Consider the following 18,554-nt stretch of genomic DNA (forward strand, 5'->3'; position numbering starts at 1 on the left):
GTATGATAACTAAAAAACTACCGTTACATATAGATGATATTAAAAAAGCCCAAACCATTTTAGACAGAAATGCTCGTAAAACGCCACTAGTAAAATCTTTTTATTTGACTAGTAAAACAGGTGGAGAAATTCACTTGAAATTAGAAAATATGCAATTAACCGGTTCTTTTAAATTTCGTGGTGCGTTTAATAAAATGTCACAGTTGACAGATCAAGAAAAAGAGAGAGGAGTAATTGCTTGTTCCGCTGGTAATCATGCGCAAGGAGTTGCTTTATCTGCTCATTTACTTGGTATTAAGAGTAAAATTGTGATGCCAATTTCTGCCCCTCAGGCGAAAGTTGAAGCAACTAGAGGATATGGATCAGAAGTGATTTTATACGGTGAAACTTTTGATGATGCGAAGGCAAAATGTGAGGAGATTATTAAGGAAACAGGTGAAACATACTTACATCCATATGACGATATAGAAGTAATGGCTGGTCAAGGTACAATAGGATTAGATATTCTTGATGATATGTGGGATGTAGATACTGTCATTGTACCAATTGGCGGAGGTGGAATTATTTCTGGTATTGCTGTTGCATTAAAATCTTTTAATCCATCCATTAATATTATTGGTGTCCAAGCAGACAATGTTCATGGGATGAAGGCATCTTATGACAAAGGTACGATTGTAGAGCATTATGAGGCACCTACTATAGCAGATGGTTGCGCAGTTAAAATACCAGGCGATTTAACTTTTGAAGTAGTAAAAGAATTAGTAGATGATATTGTAACTGTATCAGAAGGTGAATTAGAAGTAGCGATGAAAGACTTATTACAACGCGGTAAAGCTGTTGTAGAAGGGGCTGGCGCATTAGCTACTGCTGCTCTACTTGCAGGGAAAGTGGATCCATATATTAAAGGGAAAAAGGTAGTCGCGGTTATATCTGGTGGAAACGTAGACCTGCAGCGCATTTCCAGTGTTTGTGAGCAATTTTTTGTAGCCAATGAAGTGAAATAGTATTTAAAAAACATAAATTTTATGGAAGAAGAGCTAAGACAACTAATCTTAGATCTTACTTTTTGTTTACCGTGTAGGGCATATTATAATATACATGCTTTATTTTCCGTATAGTGAATTATTATATTTTATCGTCTACTTTCATAGATAACTCAAATAATTATATCAATATTGTCGAAACGGAAACAGAAATTTAACGTATTATCCGAAAGAAGCCTCCTTCCTCAAGCGTGTGAAAGACGAAAGTCTAGCGGTAGGTGGGGGATGAATTTCGATTTGGCGTAGCCAAACATTTGGTTTTCCTATTTTTTTCGCCTCTGATATAATCATTCTTATAAGAGGTAAAGTTTGGTATAACAATGAAAGTAGATAATAATAATGTAATGTTCAGGTTGTATAATCACCTTCATAGCTTATGGGAAATGAAGCGAAAACTGAGGTGAATGGAAATGATAAAGCAGAATAAGGCGTACAAATTTCGTCTGTATCCTACAGAAGAACAAGCACATCTCATACGTAAAACGTTCGGATGTGTACGCTTTGTGTATAATAAAATGCTGGCTGAGCGGAAAGAAATATACGAAACATATAATGAGAACAAGGAAGAGCTGAAGAAACAAAAATTCCCTACTCCTGCGAAATACAAAGTGGAGTATGAATGGCTGAAAGAGGTCGATTCCTTAGCATTGGCTAACGCGCAATTAAACTTGCAAACTGCGTATAAGAACTTTTTTAGTGGTCAAAGTGATTTTCCTACATTCAAAAGTAGAAAGAGTAGAAAATCTTATACAACGAATCGCGTAAACGGAAATATTATGTTATTTCATGGTTATATCAAATTACCGAAATTGAAAATGGTGAAACTGAAGCAACATAGGGAGATACCGCCAAGTCATATCATCAAATCGTGTACGATCTCGATGACACCTACTGGTAAATACTATGTGTCCATCTTGACTGAATATGAAAAAGAGATTGTACAAAAAGAAGTACAAAATGTAGTTGGATTAGACTTCGCAATGGCTGAATTATATGTGAGTAGCGAAGATGAGAAAGCCAATTATCCTCGCTTTTATCATCAGATGTTAGACAAATTAGCGAAGGAACAACGAGTATTAGCCAGACGTGTGAAAGATTCGGTACGCTGGAATAAACAACGCATTCGTGTAGCGAAGTTGCATGAAAAGGTCGCAAATCAACGTAAGAATTTCCTTCATCACAAGTCTAAAGAATTGGCTACTCATTTTGACGTTGTAGCAATCGAAGATTTACATATGAAAGGAATGTCACGAGCACTTCGCTTTGGTAAGAGTGTAGCTGATAACGACTGGGGGATGTTAACGACATTTTTAGCATATAAGCTACAAGAACAAGGAAAACAGCTTGTGAAAATAGATAAATGGTTTCCTTCTACAAAGATGTGTAGTCGTTGTGGAAACAAAAAAGAAATGTCACTATCTGAACGTACGTATGCGTGTTCGTGTGGACTAACAATCAGTCGTGACTATAACGCAGCTATCAATATCAAAAAAGAAGCCATGCGGTTATTCGCATTGATATAAAACGTAAGAAATAACCTTTGGAACAAGGGAGTTTGCTCGGCTGTCTTAAGACAAATTCGTTAGCTATCAAAAGTAGCGATGAACCGAGAAGCCCCCACTCGGGGTAAGCTCGTAAGAGATACTAAGTGGTGGGTAGTTCACTATAATGGTTTTAACGTATGAATGAGCTGTTAGGAGGATAGACCATGAATAAGGAAGAACAGGTCATGAACGGTTTCAGGGAATTATATAATAAGATGGTTTGGCTTAATAAGGATAAAATGGAAGAAGGTCTTAAAGGTTTTAAGTCTTCTGAAGTACATTGTATTGAATACATTGAAAACAATTCCGATTCTAACGTGACACAACTTGCAGAGGCTTTTTATGTGACTCGCGGTGCAATAAGTAGAATGACTAAGAAGCTCATAAACAAAGGCCTTATCGAAAGTTACCAGAAATCAGAGAATAAAAAAGAAATCTATTTTAGGCTTACTGAACAAGGGAAAGAAATATATAAAATTCACGAGGAGTTGCACAATGAGTTTCAACAGCGGGATAAAGCTGTATTTGAGCAAGTAACCGAGGCAGAATTCGACAGTATAATTAACTTCGTGGAAAAGTATAGTAGGCATTTGGATGCAGAAATAAAGAAACAAGGTATACATATTAAGTCGTAAATTTGCCTGTTAATGCGAGATATATTTAAATAATAAAAAGGTAGCCTATTCACGGTAAGGCTACCTTTTTATTATTTTATTTTTGTTGACTAATCAACAAAACAGAGTTATTATTTTTGTTGACAAAGCAACAAAGTGTTTTGAGAGGAGAAATTAAATGTCTATTTTTAAATCAAAAAATGAAACTGAAAAAAACATAGATAAACATGCTTTAATATTCGGTCTTATTTCTGTATTTCTTTGTGGTATAGGTTTCAGTATCATTATGCCTGTAGTGCCATTCTTAGTGGAGCCTTATATAAGTAGTCCGGAAGAACAGGCTCTAGTTGTTACGCTACTGACCTCTGTTTATGCGGTCTGCGTGTTTTTCGCTGCTCCTGCACTCGGAGCTTTGAGCGATAAATATGGCCGTCGTCCATTACTTTTAATATGCCTTTTCGGTTCTGCAATCGGGTACTTAGTTTTTGGTATAGGAGGGGCTTTATGGGTACTATTTGCTGGACGTATAGTAGAAGGAATAACAGGCGGGAGCATCAGTACAATTTTTGCATATTTTGCAGATATCATTCCCTCAGAACAGAGAACGAAGTATTTTGGATGGGTGAGTGCAGTGGTAGGTGCAGGAACCATTATCGGACCAACTCTTGGGGGATTACTTGCAAAGTTTGGTCATTCTGTACCTTTATATTTCGGAGCACTTATAACTTTATTAAATGTTTTATATGGGATGAAATATATGCCTGAGAGTCTTGACAAAAATAATAGGTTAAAAGAAATTACTTTTGTAAGGTTAAATCCTTTTGCACAGCTGGCAAACATACTTTCCATGAAAAACTTAAAATGGTTACTTGTCTCAGCATTTTTGCTTTGGATACCTAACGGATCTTTACAAGCAATTTTTACACAATTTACGATGGATACTTTTAGCTGGAAACCTGCACTAATCGGACTTATGTTTTCAATTATGGGCTTTCAAGATATCATTTCACAAGCTTTTATAATGCCCAAGCTTTTGATCAAGCTTAGTGATAAACAAATAGCTATGCTTGGAATGGTTTCGGAGATTATTGGCTACAGTTTTATTGCAGCATCTGCTTTATTTTCCTTATATCCTCTTCTAATCGTTGGGATGTTACTGTTTTGTTTTGGTGACTCAATTTTCGGACCTTCATTTAATGGGATGCTCTCAAAGTCTGTCGATTCTAGTGAACAAGGAAGGATTCAAGGCGGTAGCCAATCTATTCAAGCTTTGGCAAGAATGATTGGTCCAATTATTGGAGGGCAAATCTATGTATCACTTGGTCATGCCGCACCTGCTTTTATGGGGATGATTCTTATAGTAGTGGCCATAGCAGTTTTGTATAGGGGAACACATGTAACTGCATAAACTACATGTACTAATATTTTCTATATTCCTTAATTGAAATCAAATGAATAAGAACAAATAATAGGGAGTCAGAACTTAGGAACAAGTGCTGGCCCCTATTTGTTTACGGCTTGAGAGCTAAGAGAAATTAAGAAAGTATTCTGTAATGATCTCATGGTGAAGGTTAAATAGAACTATCAATAATTAAAGTTAGCTTTTTTGAAAGTAAAAAGCTAGGTAAATGACTAGACAGTATCATTATACTTGTACTGAAGTAAATAATGACTCCATTTTTACTTTGCTCTTTTCTCGAATTTCAGCGTCCGCATGGCGCATTACAAATTTATGCGCTATAGCAATTGCTAAAACATCATCTAATAAGCCAATCCCAATAATAGCAGCTATATCTGGAATGAAGTCGATTGTTAATACGTAATAGGATAAAGCGGCTAAAATTATAAATTTCGCTTTAGTAGGTAACCCTTTTTTTCTCATTGTGTAGTATAAAATAATACTTTCATATACGCTAGATTTCCCGAGGCTTGCTGAGCTTTGTTTGAATTTTTTCCAAAGTGTCTGTTTCTCCATATAAACACTCCTTTTACAAAAACATAGATTTTTTAAAAGGATAGACAAAAAAGTGAAGGAATAATCAATTTTATTATTTATCTTATTGTATATTTCCATAAAAATAAGGAATTACCTGTTCAAAATAATAGAATGTTTGTTATGTAACGACTCACATTGTTTCGTTACATAAGTATGTACAGTAAAATGTATGTGGATGATTTATTTATTATTAAACATTTAATAAGCGGTATGGGGGAAGAAAAATGAAGATAATAGAACTACCAATTGAATTCGAATTTAACGGTGCAAAACAATGTATTTATCCGAGCTTACTTATATTAAACAAGGAATTAACTTTAGTGGATACGGGTTATATCAATTTTTTACCTTTAATTGAAGTCGCAATTGTAAAACATGGGTATGAGATGAAAAACTTAAAAAATATAATTATTACTCATTATGATGACGATCATATAGGATCTTTATATGATTTCAAAGTGAAATATCCTCACGTTAATATTATTGCTAGTGAAATTGAATCCAACTACATTAATGGTGAAATAAAATCGGAGAGACTAGTCCAAGCTGAAGAAATGTTACAACGTATGCCAATTGAAGAAAAAGAATTTGGTAAGTGGTTTATACAACAATTAAAAAATATAAGACATATTTCCGTCGATGAAAAAGTATATGATGGTCAAATGATTTTGAATGATGAATGTCAAATAGTAGCGACCCCTGGACATACTTCGGGGCATATTTCATTATATTTTCCAAATTTAAATTGTGTAATTACAGGGGATGCGGCCGTTCAAAATAATTGTGAATTAGAAATAGCTAATCCGGATTTTTGCTTAGATATAGAAAAAGCGGAAGAATCTTTAAAGAGAATTAAAAACCTTAAAGCAGCAAGGTATTATTGCTATCATGGAGGAAAACTCACTGTATGAATTAAAAAACCGATCTTTCCTATATCGAAAAGATCGGTTTTTTAATTCATAGATTCTGCAAGTCTAATCAAATCATTAACACTGTATTTTCTTTTTATGTATAGTTTGTTACCAATGGCGATTTTATATTGAAAACCGTCCTTCTGAAAGATAAGTTCATATGCTAAATCAAAATGAGGATTATATACTGCCTTTATATTATGTTTTAAAATGTAAAATTTAGTTCCCTTATGTACATATTGATCTAATTTATGTTGAACTGGTGAAACAGTGATTTTTAAAATCCCATTAATACCTTCATTGTAGTATTGGAGGTTTAAGTAATCGTTATAGATGTACCCTTGAAATTCGTGAATTTCGAATGGGAATTTTGTAGGTGTTAGTATATGCCGCTTAATCCTCAATTCATATTCTTTTACAATAGTAGCTTCTTTCATAAGAGGGTTAGTTCCATCATAAATTTGATTAATTCGAGATATTTTATTATTCTTTGTTACTATTTCTAAAATGCAACCGATAGTAAATCCATCATCAGTGTCTTTGGAATAAGAAATGAGGACTGTGGTATCTTCTTTTGGAGATGGTACTATTTTAATTTCATGAATTTGTTTATTTGTTTGGAAAGTAGGTAGTTCAACCCCTTCTGTTACATATGACTGCATTAATTTTTTATCATTTTTGAGTAAAGCATGTTTGAATTCACTTATTACATCTGTTTGAGATTTCGCCATTATAATTGAGGTGGATTGAAAATATAGTAAGAAAAATACGCAAAAAATCTTTATGAATGTATTGGTCAATTTTATCACCTTGTAACTATGTTTCCTTAACATTGAAATATATATGTATAGGAGGGGAGAAGATGAGTTTATTGCTTGATGTAATAATGGCTATAATTACATTTTACCCTGGAAATGACATGAAACTAAAACATCATATTGCTAAATTAAGTGAATTTGAGTGGTTTCGAAATCTACATGAAGATCCGAAGTATACAGGTTTAATTTGGAGTAATAGAAAAATTAAGAAGTTCATTTTGTCTGCTACTAACATGGAAGCATTAATAAAATCTGAGAAAAAGAAAAAAGAATTTGTTCATTTAGTACACGATGAATATAAAAAAAGAAGATAAGAATTTTTTTATTTTTCATATTTGGCGAAACAAATGGTACAATGAAAGCTAATGTGAAAAATAAGGAAAAGAAGTGGTCTATTTGAAAAACTTTTTAGAATTAGGAATTAGTGAAACTTTTAATCATACATTACGTGAAAATGGAATTACAGAAGCAACACCAATTCAAGAGAAGGCAATTCCTGTTATTATGTCAGGTAAAGATATTATTGGACAGGCGAAAACAGGAACGGGTAAAACGTTAGCATTCGTGTTACCGATTTTAGAAAAAATCGATCCAGAGTCTAGTGATGTTCAGGCTTTAATTGTTGCACCAACAAGGGAACTAGCACTGCAAATTACAACTGAAATTAAAAAAATGCTTGTTCAAAGGGAAGATATTAATGTACTAGCGATTTATGGCGGGCAAGATGTAGCACAACAATTGAGAAAATTAAAAGGCAATAAACATATTGTTATTGCGACACCAGGGCGATTATTAGATCATATACGTCGTGAAACAATTGATTTAAGTAATCTTTCAACAATTGTACTAGATGAAGCGGATCAAATGCTTTATTTCGGTTTCTTATATGATATTGAAGATATTTTAGATGAGACACCTGATAGTAAACAAACGATGTTATTCTCAGCAACGATGCCAAAAGATATTAAAAAATTGGCGAAGCGTTATATGGACGAGCCGCAAATGATTCAAGTACAAAGTGAAGAAGTAACGGTAGAGACAATTGAGCAGCGTGTCATTGAGACGACAGATCGTGCAAAGCCAGATGCACTTCGTTTTGTTATGGATCGTGATCAGCCATTTTTAGCAGTTATTTTCTGTCGTACAAAGGTTAGAGCAAGTAAGCTGTATGATAATTTAAAAGGACTAGGTTATAATTGTGCTGAACTTCATGGTGATATACCTCAAGCGAAACGTGAAAGAGTCATGAAGAGTTTCCGCGAAGCTAAAATTCAGTACTTAATTGCGACTGATGTAGCAGCTCGTGGACTTGATGTAGATGGTGTAACGCACGTATTTAACTTTGACATTCCTGAAGATGTAGAAAGTTATATTCACCGCATTGGCCGAACAGGACGTGCAGGTGGATCAGGTATTGCAATTACGTTCGTTGCAGCGAAAGATGAAAAACATTTAGAAGAAATTGAAAAAACGCTTGGTGCACCACTGCAAAGAGAAATAATCGAACAACCGAAGATAAAACGTGTAGATGAAAATGGAAAACCGGTACCAAAGCCGGCTCCAAAGAAATCAGATCAATATCGTCAAAGAGATAGCCGTGAAGGTTCAAGAAGTGGTTCAAAAGGTGGCCCAAGAAATAGTTCGAGAAATGATAACAATCGATCATTTAATAAGCCAAGTAATAAGAAAAGTAGTACAAAACAAGGTCAGCAAAGACGTGGCCGTTAAATAGTTATTATTTAAAAAGAGTCGTAAAGTGTTGCGGCTCTTTTTTTGTTTGTAGACAACAAGGGTGATGCCGAGAAAAAGCAAAAATTTCATTCACCGTATTTAAAATGAATTTTATAGTCCAAAACCAGCAGAGCAAGGGTATTACTACCATGTCGCAATTCAAGAACAAGTGCAACTTACGTATGAACAATATTTAATCGAAAAAAAAATCGAGAGAAAACAATTCGTACTAGCGCCCTGATGATGATACGGGTTATGAAAAAATCAATTGGTATAACGATAAGAAAACATTTTTTGCTAACAAAGAATTGGACGATTTGGTGAAAGAAATTCGTAACACATTCAAACGGTACGGGAATGTTATGCTGCAGCAAAAAGAGAACGGAACTTATTATGTCTACTATTTCGGCAGAATACTTTGGTTGAAAGAAAAGGTAATGTAGCGAGCGAGTATTTTCATTACACATTCCGCAATTATCGAAATGGAACAAGAGAAGTTTATGAAGGATTTAACTCGTATTGGGATACGATCGTTGGAAACTGGAAAACTAATTTGTTCGTTTTGCTCGATGGGGAACTTGAGAAGCACAACTGCCATCCTTATTGGGAAATTGCTTACTACGACGATGAAGGTAATGTAGTACGAAGTTACCTGAAGGGATAGTATGCGATATAAGAAAAAAGGACTAGCAGTCGTACCTGCCGTCCTTTAATAGGAGAAAAAGTATTCTTGTTTAGAACTACGCATAAACAGAAAATCTGCTTGTAATTAGCTTTACCTTAAATGTACGTGTCTATACAAAAAGGGATAAGTAAAAAATACTTATCCCCAGGAAGGGAAATCCCAAGCACCAAAATGGTTCGTATTGGTCTGCAGGTTCAAAAGTAGTATATGTAAAACGAAAAATCTCATACAAAAAGCAGACAACGATTTTGGTTGTCTGCCAGTGAGTTCAATGAGTTAGCTAATTGTAATAAATTGCATCCCCATTACGAGAAGAGTGAAGCTGCTAGTTCAAACAGCTTGTTGGTATTATTTTCGATTTCTTAAAAAATATACAGAGAAAGCAGATAAGTGAAGAACCTACCTGCTTCTGCTGTAACAAAAGAAAGAAGTATTAGCCGTGGACACGGCGGCTTGAAAATAGTATGTATTTTTATTTGAAAAATATTCAAGGGGTGAAGAAACATGGAACGTTTGATAAATGATGTCTGTGAAATTAATCAGCTAATTAATAAAACAAAAGAGAAAAACAAAGAGCAAATATAACAATAAAAAGGTTGAGCTAGATGGTTGTATCTTTAATTCAGAAGCCGAGTCTAAATATTATGAGCTGTTAAAAGAAAAGCAAGGTGCAGGTGAAATACAGGCAATCGAATTGCAACCATCGTTTGTTCTACAACCTGGTTATAAAAAGAATGGCAAACGGTTTGATGCAATTACATATAAAGCAGAATTCATGATCTATTTGCCAAACGGTGATGTAAAAGGTGTAGTAACTGACATCTTTAGTATTAAAAAGAAAATGTTCGAATATTATTTCCCACATTTGTCGCTTGTTGCATCTTGATTATATAACGTTATCAGAACAAATAGTGCGAATGACAGCAATCTTAACAAGTGTTTTACGTTGGATTTATATATTTTAATTTTTTTATAAATGTCTGAATTAATGTATAGGAGGAGTTACGTTATGTTCTGCTTAGAAATCATTATAGGATCCGTATTAGGTTCGTTTGCTACTTGTGGCTTACTCTATTTTGGTTTTAGAGCAGAGGAAAATAAAATAGCGGTTATGCAAAAAATAATGATGGAAATAAAGTTTAATACAATTTGTTTATGATGTATATTAATTTTCAGATATCGGATTTGCTTAGTAACAAAAAAGTCTCTCCAATCAGATTTGAAGAGACTTTTCTTTCACATATCATAGCAATTTAGCTCGTGTTAAATTAGGATTTAAGTTCATTCTAAGATGTTTATGGCGTACCGATAGTTACTGCCAGCAATGCAGCAATTCCATCTAAAGCTTCCTGTACTGTAGTAGGAGGAAGAGGAGCCTAGTTTGCTGGATTATTAGGTGTATAAGCTAAATCGAAAGCATCATCAACTCTAATTAAAGATGTATTTGTTCTTATAAGATTTATTCGGGAACGAATAGGTAATGAATCAACTGTCGCTCTGACTCTTGTAATATCGTTATTAGCGCCGTTGACAAATGAATTTCCAGAATTAGGGCTGGGATTGAAGATGTTTTCTGTAATAGCAAAGCTGGTTAAATTTAAGGGGGCAATTGGAATATGACCAGGTAGCACATTAATAATGACATTACCATTTATTCCTCCACCAACTAAGTTGACTTGGGTATCTGTGGTTGCTTGCGAATTAATAGTAATATTGCCACTAGAAACGAACGAAGCAAACATTTCCATGTTAATTCCATTTTGAGTATAACCAGCGGATAACATTGAATTACGGATATTCACTTGATTCACAGAAGTCGATAAAGTTGTGAATATAGGAGTAGGGGTTATATTAACGCTAACAAAGAATAATTTACCTGAAACACTTTGTGCCGTTTGAAAGTTAAAATCAAGAGGCGAACTTAGTAATGTCAGATTAACAAACCCAGATCTAGGATCCTGGGAAAAGTTTAAATCAAACCAAGACGGATCATTTATATCGAAAGGAATTTGTAATCTAGTCAATAAAGTACTAGTTTCTACTAATTGAACGTTAGCTTTTAAATGAATTAATGGTTCGATATAGTTGCCAGGTCCAATAGAGATAGCATAACGTTTAGTTATATTTAAGGGATCCGGAAATGGTGCTATAGCATCTGTTATTGATGCCATTACTGCAGTCACTGTTAAAAATGGTGCGTATTCAGAATCATCACCAGCTTTGTTTAAATAGACGATTTGAGTGAAAGTTGGTAGGGGTTCTATACATCCTGGTCCGGTAGGCAGAGTGAATGGTGGAATAGCTGGTAAAGTAGGTCCGAGTAAATCAGGCTTTTATTAAAGCGGAAGATAATAACTCGTCCATAATAATTTCACCTCTAAAAAATTAGTATTTCTAATAATAAATGCGAAAATAGAGCAAAGTGAAATGGATAAGTGAAAAATTAGACAACAAAATTTTCGCAAAAGTATTATTTAACTGAAAAGAGCACCAACAGAGAGTGTGGTGCTCTTGGACCAAGGACTATATTTTGTATTTTTTAAAGTTCATATAAGTGTATGAATTTTTAGGATAAACAGTAAATTTATTTTCACTAAAATTCTTATTTAAATAAAGAATCCCTAGGATTAGGGGTTCAAACCTTGGTATATTTCACACGACATTAAAAAAAGAAAAGAACCCTCTATATAAAGAGTTATTCAAGTGATTTAATCTATTAATTGCACTCATGGTAACATTCATCACATGAGTCGTTATTATCGTTACAGCAGATACAAAATGTTTTTTGAACAAATAAACTAACTGCACTAGTAGGACCTTCCTGCTTTGTAAGAGTAAGACTTTGAAAATCTTCAACTTGAAATATTTTTGTTTGAACGGGTTGTAATGTAGTAGTAATTGGTATGCTAGATCTTCTTGTTAGAATAGTTACTTGAACGGGTGCACTCATACCAACAACAAATAACTGGATTAATGTTTTATTGTGATTGTTTGTAAAATCCTCAAATACAGTTTGTGGAGTGGTAGTTTCAAGGAAAACAGATACAGGTATATTTCCATTTGCATTTTCTTCAGAACCTGCAATTGTATGCGTATCAATAAAACAGTTGTTTTTTTGATTGCCCGAATGTGACTGTTTTTTATAATACTTTTTACCATCTTTATAAAAGTAATCAGCCATATGAATATAAATCTACCTTCATTTAGATGTCTATATAGTTTATTTAAAAAGGCGAAGTAGTGCTTGTACAACATAATAAAATCCGCTCTCGTAATTACTTAAAAATGTTATTTGAAAATTAAAGAGCGCCATCCAAGGTACTCTCAGCTAAACACTGATATTGAAAAAGAATACAACATAATATCGTATGTATGCTTCTGAGGGATGTGCGGATTTAATATAAAATAGTTATTGGAATGAAATGAAGAGTAACCAATGGTTTATTAATGAATATATAGTGAGTGGAGTCATGGTTGAGGGGCCAGATTATGATGATTCCTAATATAAAAAGAGAGCTAGAAGGCCCTCTTTAATAGTTGTTGTATTCGCCAGAAAAAAGGAAATTTTCAAGCGTATTAATGTGTTAAAAATTTTGTGAACATGAAGTGCAAGGTCCACCAGTAGGTTGAAATACAACATTGTCAACAAAGGCTGTTGCGCCTTCACCACCTGTAGCAGTATTTTGGAAAGAAATACAAGCTATAGTCACAGTAGCAGGTATACACACAACAAGAACATAATGTTGGAAAAGAGATTGTGGTTGATTCATAAATGGTACAATATGTGGAATGTTTGATGGACCAAGAGTTGCAGGGGCTGGGGGACATGCTTGCCCAAGTTCTGGAAAAGATACAGAAGCTATAAGAAATGCACCATCCCTTACATCTGCAGCAAATGAAAATGTAAAACAACAACCTTCGTCAACATCAACTGTTTGATTAATACTTCCACCTGGACCAATTGATGCAGCTAAGAGACTAAATGACCCATCTGGCAGAAAACGACCACTATGAACGTTTGGAAAACCTACTTCTGAAACAGAACCTACTTGATTCCAACCTGGAACTGGATCTACTCCTACAGGTGGTATGTCAAATCCAGGGTTGTTAAGAACATTATTACATGGACAACATCCTACAGCAGTTGGTCCAGTCGCTCCGGTCGGCCCAGTTGGCCCAGTTGGTCCAGTTGGTCCAGTCGCTCCAGTTGGTCCAGTCGCTCCGGTCGGCCCAGTCGGTCCAACTTGAGGTGGGGTACAGGGGGGAGAAAACAATCACATGGAATATGAAATTTCTTTTTAAATTCACTCATTTTTACACCATCCTTATCATTCATTCACCCACTTACACACTACAACTTATGAATTGGTTAACACACAAGTATAAGAAAAAGGCCCTTGAAAATTAAAATAAATAAAAAAATAAGCCCTTATGTCACAAATATAAACCCATTCCATAATATATAAGGAACATGGGTTCACTCCAAAAAGCTTTTAATATATATAAGGGAGTCCGCTTCCTAAATCAATACCGTTGAACCTGTTGCTTCTGTCGGTAAAGTGAATGACGAAAAATAGATAGAAGTGTTGAATCGATTAAACTTGATTTAACCGCAGTTCCATGTAAAACAATATTTTCTTCATTCATACCTTCATCTCCTATGATTGCTCGTCATAGGAGGTGAAGGTAGCAAAAAGCAAATCATGAAGTTGGAAAGCAATTATATAAAAGGGCAAGGATTGTTAAGGGGAATTAAAGAATGTATCGTAGTGAATGGAAAATACAAGAAGAATTATACGATTATAATGGTTGGATAATATACGATGGTGAATGGGGTGAAGTGGACAAGCGTTTTTATTTTATAAATTAAACAAAAATTTCATTTAATAAGTATTCAAAAATCAAAAAAGAGCACTCAATAAAGTGCTCTCGTGACGAGATTCATTTTGTAATGACTATTTCAAATTATAAAGAAAGGAACACAGAATATTATATGTGCGTGTAGTCAATTGAGTTCGTTTTTTACAAACAAAGAGCAGCTAGAAAAAGCTAACTGCTCAATACTAGGAGATACAGAGAAGACTACTTTAAATGAATCTTGGCATATAGCCTAAATACAGTATTGACCGAATATTTATTTTAAATCCAATTTATTTAAAGTAAACATCCCAATAGATATAATGACTGCGCTTGCTGCAGAACCTAGCAAGTCTCTCCAGCCTAATGTATTTAGAGGTGTATCTGTTAAATCCATAATTAAGAAGAGAGCAAACATTAATACACCAAATGCTAAGCATCCCCAAAATGTTTGCAAATATTTAATCATCTTCTTTCGGAACTTGCTCATATACATCACCCTTGTTAACGCTTTATATTCTTATAAATAAATTGCGGAAATTTATGATTATTACCTTTATGCTCAATGCACAGAAGCTGATTGAGAGTGGCGATAAAAACCCAGCAGAAGCGTTAAAAGAAACATTGAATCCACGGAATGAAGAAGCTGTTAAAATGGTTAGCTGTACTTGGATTTTAAAGACAAAAACTCCTATTGAATATAGGAGTTTTTTCTTTGTTTGAAAGTTCAAAAAGATATATAATAATTTTCTGACTATTAAATTTGGAGGGGTATAAATGAAAAATGAAACGTTGCATACTCAAGAAGATATTAATAAAATGCTCGATTCGTTATTAAGACCGGCAGAACCATTTTGGAATGAATTTTATGAGAATAGAGAAAAAGATGTTCCGTTTTTTGAAAATGTTCCAGATGAGAATCTAGTTTCGTATATCCAAAAAAAGCGGGTTTCAAAAGGAAAAGTACTAGAACTTGGATGTGGTCCGGGTAGAAACGCAATTTATCTAGCAAATAAAGGATTTGAAGTAACAGCAGTGGATTTATCTATAGAGGGCATTAATTGGGCGAAAGAGAGGGCGTTAGCAAAAGGAATAGAAATCGATTTTATTTGTGATTCGATTTTTAATTTAGAGTGTCAAAATGATTTTGATTTTGTGTACGATTCGGGCTGTTTACATCATATTCCACCGCATAGAAGAATAAATTATGTGAATTTAATTAAAAACTCCTTGAAATCGGGTGGTTATTTTGGATTAACATGTTTTTCGGCAGGTGATTTAGATGAGCGAAATGGATCAGAAATAACAGATTGGGATGTATATAGAGGATGGAGTCTACAAGGTGGCCTTGCATATTCAGAAGAAAAATTAAGAGATATATTTGACGAGTTTGAAGTGATCGAAATTAGAAAGATGAAGCAAATTGACCAACCAAATACTATGTTTGGAGAATCATTTCTTTGGACAGCATTATTTAAGAAGAAATAAGAAAGTAGATAATTGACAAACTCATCGTTTTTATAGACAATATATTTATAAGAATATACGTTCGGTTTTTGCTTGCCGGTGTATGTTTTGCATAAATACATAACAAGGGGTTGTCTCTATATGAGTAACACAAATCAAAAAATTACTACGTTTTTAATGTTTGAAGGTAAAGCTGAGGAGGCGATGAATTTTTACACGTCGCTATTCGACCAATCAGAAATTGTAAGTATCTCTCGCTACGATGAAAACGGACCTGGTAAAGAGGGTTCTGTCATTCATGCAATTTTTACGTTAAATGGTCAAGAATTTATGTGCATTGATAGTTATGTAAAGCATGGTTTTACATTTACACCATCTATGTCTCTTTATGTAACTTGTGAGACAGAAGAAGAAATTGAAACGGTCTTTCATAAACTAGTGCAGGATGGATCCGTACTAATGCCTTTAGGTTCCTATCCATTTAGCAAAAAGTTTGGCTGGTTAAATGATAAGTATGGTGTGTCTTGGCAGTTAACGCTTGCGGAATAAAAATTTAATAAGAAAAAGCGTAGCTATAAATGGGCTACGCTTTTTCTTATTAAGAATTTTGCTTACCGAATCTTTTCGCAAGTTTAGCTAACAATTCAGGCTGATCCCCTTGGCTCATTACAACTTCAATAAAGATAAGTTGATTCTTATTTAAAGTTATATTCGTTAAGACTGCTGCTAACTCTGTTTCATTTTCCACTTTACATGTTAGACTTTTTTCCTCTGATCCGAATACATATGCTAGTTTCGTGTAATCCCACATTTGTATGTCATTATACGGTTGATTTTGGCCGTGAATTGCACGTTCAACAGTATATCCATTGTTATTGATTAAAAATATAATCGGTTTTAAATTTTGCCGAAGTATAGTCGATAACTCTTGAACAGTTAATTGGAAAGAACCATCACCAATAATTAAAATGTTACACCGTGATAAATCAGCGAGCTGTGTACCGAGTAGAGCAGGTAATGTATAACCAATTGATCCCCATAATGGTTGTGCTACATATGTAGTGCTATTTGGTAAAGGGATAGCGGCACTACCGAAGAAAGGCGTTCCTTGCTCTGCAATTAAAACATCGTTTTCTTGTAAGAAATGGTATATTTGTTGCCAAAAACGTTTTTGTGTAACCATTTGTGCTTTTGGATTGAACTCTTCTGTCATAGATAGTGATTCTGAAATAAAGGGCTTCATTTCAAGTGTTTCCTCAATACGATGTTCGATTAAATCACTTAATTGTTCTAAAACATCTTTCATTACAACTGGTCCGTATTTTTTATCAATAATTTTCACAGTATAGGGATGGATTTCTATAACTTGCTCTTTTGTAAAACCTTGTGTAAAGCCGCCGGTAATAGTATCAGTTAATTTCACACCAATACTAATAATACAGTCAGATTCATCAATTCTTTTTCGTATGTATGGAGAACTAACATCCCCAGTATAAATCCCTATAAATTGAGGGTGTTTTTCAGGGAATATTCCTTTTCCCATACTTAACGTTGCGATAGGAAACCCAGTTTTTTCTACGAATTGATGCAAATATTCTTCCGCATGAAAACGAGCCACTTCAAAATCAGCTAAAATAACTGTTTTTTTGGCACTGTTTATTCTTGAAGTCGCATGTAGAAGCATTTTATCCAGTGCATCTTTATTACTTAAAACTGGTTTATGTAAAATTGGTTCCGTAGGTTTATTAATTGGCTTATTATATACATCAATTGGTAATTGAATATGAACAGGGCGTTTATCACTCCAACATGCACGTAACACACGGTCAATTTCTTCAGCGGCATGCTCAGGTGTTAATTTTGATTGTGCTACCGTGATTTCTCTATACATATTGGAGAAATGATCGAACTTTCCATCACCTAACGTATGATGAACGAGTGCTCCATTTTCCATTACTGTTGTTGGTGGTGCCCCCGTAATTTTTATAATAGGTACGTTCTCTGCGTATGAGCCAGCAACGCCGTTAATGGCGCTTAACTCTCCAACACCGAAAGTGGTAATAAGAGCGGCGATTCCTTTTATACGAGCATATCCATCAGCAGCATATGCCGCATTTAATTCATTACAATTACCAATCCACTTTAGCTTTTCATGTGCTAGTACGTCATCTAAAAAAGCCAAATTATAATCACCAGGAACACCAAATATATGCTCAATTCCTAATTCGCTTAGTCGATCTAATAAATATGTACTTATAGTATATTGCGATTTCAAATGAATCCTCTCCTAATTTTGCAAAGTATATGTCAATAAATTAAAGAAGTTCCAATGCGTTGATTAAAATATTGATTACTGGATTGTGGTATAATTTACATACAGGGGGAAAGTAGATGACACAACATAAAGAAGAACAGATGAATGAAGCATTAGCATTATTTTACTTTGCATATAAAACATTTACTGAAAAGCCAGATGAAATTATAAAAGAGTATGGCATACAACGAGTACATCACCGAATTTTATTTTTTATCGCACGCTTTCCAGGGATAAGTGTAAATGAGTTATTATCACTGCTAGAAATAAGTAAACAAGCTCTTCACGGACCACTACGACAACTTGTGGAAAAGGGCTTAATTAAGAGTAATGAAGCTACACATGATCGCCGTGTGAAACAGTTATCTTTAACAGAAATAGGTGTAGATTTAGAGGGAAAACTGAGCGATGTTCAAAGACAACAAATGAGTGCTATTTTTTCAAAATTTGGTGAATCGTGTGAAGAAAATTGGCATCAAGTCATGAATGAAATGGCAAATAGTCGATCAGGTTTTGATGCTTGGATATCAAAACGAGAAGTTGTAATCAATCAAAAATAATAAGAAATATATCT

The 18,554-nt window shown here is 34.2% G+C and carries 17 protein-coding genes and 3 pseudogenes; 13 read left to right on the top strand and 7 right to left on the bottom strand.

All coding sequences use genetic code 11. The features are described 5' to 3' along the window. Positions 1-2 precede the first annotated feature (2 nt). The 4 genes from tdcB (at position 3) to MKX31_RS10175 (ending at position 4,609) form a co-directional block, all read left to right on the top strand. Positions 3-1,004, top strand: a complete 1,002-nt coding sequence (gene tdcB / locus MKX31_RS10160) for a bifunctional threonine ammonia-lyase/L-serine ammonia-lyase TdcB (protein WP_064474145.1) — start codon at positions 3-5, stop codon at positions 1,002-1,004. A 449-nt stretch (positions 1,005-1,453) separates the two neighbouring features. Next, on the top strand, positions 1,454-2,566 hold the full coding sequence (locus tag MKX31_RS10165; RefSeq protein WP_064474146.1) for an RNA-guided endonuclease TnpB family protein: 1,113 nt from the start codon (positions 1,454-1,456) through the stop codon (positions 2,564-2,566). Between the two features lie 185 nt (positions 2,567-2,751). After that, the gene (locus MKX31_RS10170) at positions 2,752-3,222 is read left to right on the top strand and encodes a MarR family transcriptional regulator (RefSeq protein WP_064474147.1); all 471 of its coding nucleotides are present in this window, start codon (positions 2,752-2,754) and stop codon (positions 3,220-3,222) included. 157 nt (positions 3,223-3,379) lie between these two features. Beyond that, entirely contained in the window at positions 3,380-4,609 is a 1,230-nt protein-coding gene (locus tag MKX31_RS10175; RefSeq protein ID WP_098112132.1) for an MFS transporter, read from the top strand. 237 nt (positions 4,610-4,846) lie between these two features. Here MKX31_RS10175 and MKX31_RS10180 read toward each other — a convergent pair whose 3' ends face one another. Further along, positions 4,847-5,176, bottom strand: a complete 330-nt coding sequence (locus MKX31_RS10180) for a YkvA family protein (RefSeq protein ID WP_064474149.1) — start codon at positions 5,174-5,176, stop codon at positions 4,847-4,849. Positions 5,177-5,421: 245 nt separating this feature from the next. On the opposite strand from MKX31_RS10180, the gene MKX31_RS10185 reads away from it, so the two are divergent. Further along, on the top strand, positions 5,422-6,108 hold the full coding sequence (locus MKX31_RS10185) for an MBL fold metallo-hydrolase (protein ID WP_064474150.1): 687 nt from the start codon (positions 5,422-5,424) through the stop codon (positions 6,106-6,108). Positions 6,109-6,149: 41 nt separating this feature from the next. Here MKX31_RS10185 and MKX31_RS10190 read toward each other — a convergent pair whose 3' ends face one another. After that, positions 6,150-6,941 carry a hypothetical protein gene (locus MKX31_RS10190; protein ID WP_098111914.1) on the bottom strand — a complete coding sequence of 264 codons (792 nt, stop codon included), beginning with the start codon at positions 6,939-6,941 and terminating at the stop codon, positions 6,150-6,152. 29 nt (positions 6,942-6,970) lie between these two features. On the opposite strand from MKX31_RS10190, the gene MKX31_RS10195 reads away from it, so the two are divergent. The 5 genes and pseudogenes from MKX31_RS10195 to MKX31_RS10210 all read left to right on the top strand — a co-directional run bounded on the left by MKX31_RS10195 (position 6,971) and on the right by MKX31_RS10210 (position 10,501). Beyond that, complete coding sequence (locus tag MKX31_RS10195) at positions 6,971-7,240, top strand: hypothetical protein (protein WP_098111915.1); 270 nt, start codon at positions 6,971-6,973, stop codon at positions 7,238-7,240. Between the two features lie 73 nt (positions 7,241-7,313). After that, positions 7,314-8,654 (top strand): DEAD/DEAH box helicase, encoded by a 1,341-nt coding sequence (locus tag MKX31_RS10200; RefSeq protein ID WP_340980736.1) that lies wholly within the window; start codon positions 7,314-7,316, stop codon positions 8,652-8,654. A 172-nt stretch (positions 8,655-8,826) separates the two neighbouring features. After that, positions 8,827-9,100, top strand: a pseudogene (locus tag MKX31_RS29250) (hypothetical protein). A 792-nt stretch (positions 9,101-9,892) separates the two neighbouring features. Continuing rightward, positions 9,893-10,228: a DUF1064 domain-containing protein gene (locus tag MKX31_RS10205; protein ID WP_081257102.1), complete on the top strand. Its 336-nt coding sequence runs from the start codon at positions 9,893-9,895 to the stop codon at positions 10,226-10,228. 123 nt (positions 10,229-10,351) lie between these two features. Further along, positions 10,352-10,501: a hypothetical protein gene (locus MKX31_RS10210; protein WP_176546182.1), complete on the top strand. Its 150-nt coding sequence runs from the start codon at positions 10,352-10,354 to the stop codon at positions 10,499-10,501. A 136-nt stretch (positions 10,502-10,637) separates the two neighbouring features. Here the strand turns inward: MKX31_RS10210 and MKX31_RS10215 are convergent. The 4 genes and pseudogenes from MKX31_RS10215 to MKX31_RS10230 all read right to left on the bottom strand — a co-directional run. Next, positions 10,638-11,633: pseudogene (locus MKX31_RS10215) on the bottom strand (exosporium leader peptide); the annotation flags it as partial. Positions 11,634-12,058: 425 nt separating this feature from the next. Then, a complete protein-coding gene (locus tag MKX31_RS10220; protein ID WP_064474155.1) occupies positions 12,059-12,523 on the bottom strand; it encodes a hypothetical protein in 465 nt (154 codons plus the stop codon). Between the two features lie 403 nt (positions 12,524-12,926). Further along, a pseudogene (locus MKX31_RS10225) lies at positions 12,927-13,654 on the bottom strand (collagen-like protein). An 822-nt stretch (positions 13,655-14,476) separates the two neighbouring features. Then, positions 14,477-14,689 (bottom strand): hypothetical protein, encoded by a 213-nt coding sequence (locus tag MKX31_RS10230; RefSeq protein WP_098112170.1) that lies wholly within the window; start codon positions 14,687-14,689, stop codon positions 14,477-14,479. 287 nt (positions 14,690-14,976) lie between these two features. On the opposite strand from MKX31_RS10230, the gene MKX31_RS10235 reads away from it, so the two are divergent. Next, positions 14,977-15,687 carry a class I SAM-dependent methyltransferase gene (locus MKX31_RS10235; RefSeq protein ID WP_000787500.1) on the top strand — a complete coding sequence of 237 codons (711 nt, stop codon included), beginning with the start codon at positions 14,977-14,979 and terminating at the stop codon, positions 15,685-15,687. Positions 15,688-15,807: 120 nt separating this feature from the next. Next, positions 15,808-16,215: a VOC family protein gene (locus MKX31_RS10240; protein ID WP_098112129.1), complete on the top strand. Its 408-nt coding sequence runs from the start codon at positions 15,808-15,810 to the stop codon at positions 16,213-16,215. A 49-nt stretch (positions 16,216-16,264) separates the two neighbouring features. Here the strand turns inward: MKX31_RS10240 and MKX31_RS10245 are convergent, their stop codons facing one another. Further along, entirely contained in the window at positions 16,265-17,941 is a 1,677-nt protein-coding gene (locus MKX31_RS10245; protein ID WP_340980739.1) for an alpha-keto acid decarboxylase family protein, read from the bottom strand. Positions 17,942-18,057: 116 nt separating this feature from the next. Here MKX31_RS10245 and MKX31_RS10250 point away from each other — a divergent pair, with 116 nt between their 5' ends. Further along, the gene (locus tag MKX31_RS10250) at positions 18,058-18,540 is read left to right on the top strand and encodes a MarR family winged helix-turn-helix transcriptional regulator (protein WP_340980740.1); all 483 of its coding nucleotides are present in this window, start codon (positions 18,058-18,060) and stop codon (positions 18,538-18,540) included. The last annotated feature ends 14 nt before the right edge of the window (positions 18,541-18,554 follow it).

Source organism: Bacillus sp. FSL M8-0063 (assembly GCF_038005545.1).
In the GTDB taxonomy this organism is placed as follows: Bacteria; Bacillota; Bacilli; order Bacillales; family Bacillaceae_G; genus Bacillus_A; species Bacillus_A wiedmannii.

Excerpts from the sequence above, each read along its gene's own strand:
- tdcB (WP_064474145.1), top strand. The coding sequence starts at position 3 with ATGATAACTAAAAAACTACCGTTACATATAGATGATATTAAAAAAGCC.
- MKX31_RS10165 (WP_064474146.1), top strand. The coding sequence starts at position 1,454 with ATGATAAAGCAGAATAAGGCGTACAAATTTCGTCTGTATCCTACAGAA.
- MKX31_RS10170 (WP_064474147.1), top strand. The coding sequence starts at position 2,752 with ATGAATAAGGAAGAACAGGTCATGAACGGTTTCAGGGAATTATATAAT.
- MKX31_RS10175 (WP_098112132.1), top strand. The coding sequence starts at position 3,380 with ATGTCTATTTTTAAATCAAAAAATGAAACTGAAAAAAACATAGATAAA.
- MKX31_RS10180 (WP_064474149.1), bottom strand. The coding sequence starts at position 5,176 with ATGGAGAAACAGACACTTTGGAAAAAATTCAAACAAAGCTCAGCAAGC.
- MKX31_RS10185 (WP_064474150.1), top strand. The coding sequence starts at position 5,422 with ATGAAGATAATAGAACTACCAATTGAATTCGAATTTAACGGTGCAAAA.
- MKX31_RS10190 (WP_098111914.1), bottom strand. The coding sequence starts at position 6,941 with ATGTTAAGGAAACATAGTTACAAGGTGATAAAATTGACCAATACATTC.
- MKX31_RS10195 (WP_098111915.1), top strand. The coding sequence starts at position 6,971 with ATGAGTTTATTGCTTGATGTAATAATGGCTATAATTACATTTTACCCT.
- MKX31_RS10210 (WP_176546182.1), top strand. The coding sequence starts at position 10,352 with ATGTTCTGCTTAGAAATCATTATAGGATCCGTATTAGGTTCGTTTGCT.
- MKX31_RS10220 (WP_064474155.1), bottom strand. The coding sequence starts at position 12,523 with ATGGCTGATTACTTTTATAAAGATGGTAAAAAGTATTATAAAAAACAG.
- MKX31_RS10230 (WP_098112170.1), bottom strand. The coding sequence starts at position 14,689 with ATGAGCAAGTTCCGAAAGAAGATGATTAAATATTTGCAAACATTTTGG.
- MKX31_RS10235 (WP_000787500.1), top strand. The coding sequence starts at position 14,977 with ATGAAAAATGAAACGTTGCATACTCAAGAAGATATTAATAAAATGCTC.
- MKX31_RS10240 (WP_098112129.1), top strand. The coding sequence starts at position 15,808 with ATGAGTAACACAAATCAAAAAATTACTACGTTTTTAATGTTTGAAGGT.
- MKX31_RS10250 (WP_340980740.1), top strand. The coding sequence starts at position 18,058 with ATGACACAACATAAAGAAGAACAGATGAATGAAGCATTAGCATTATTT.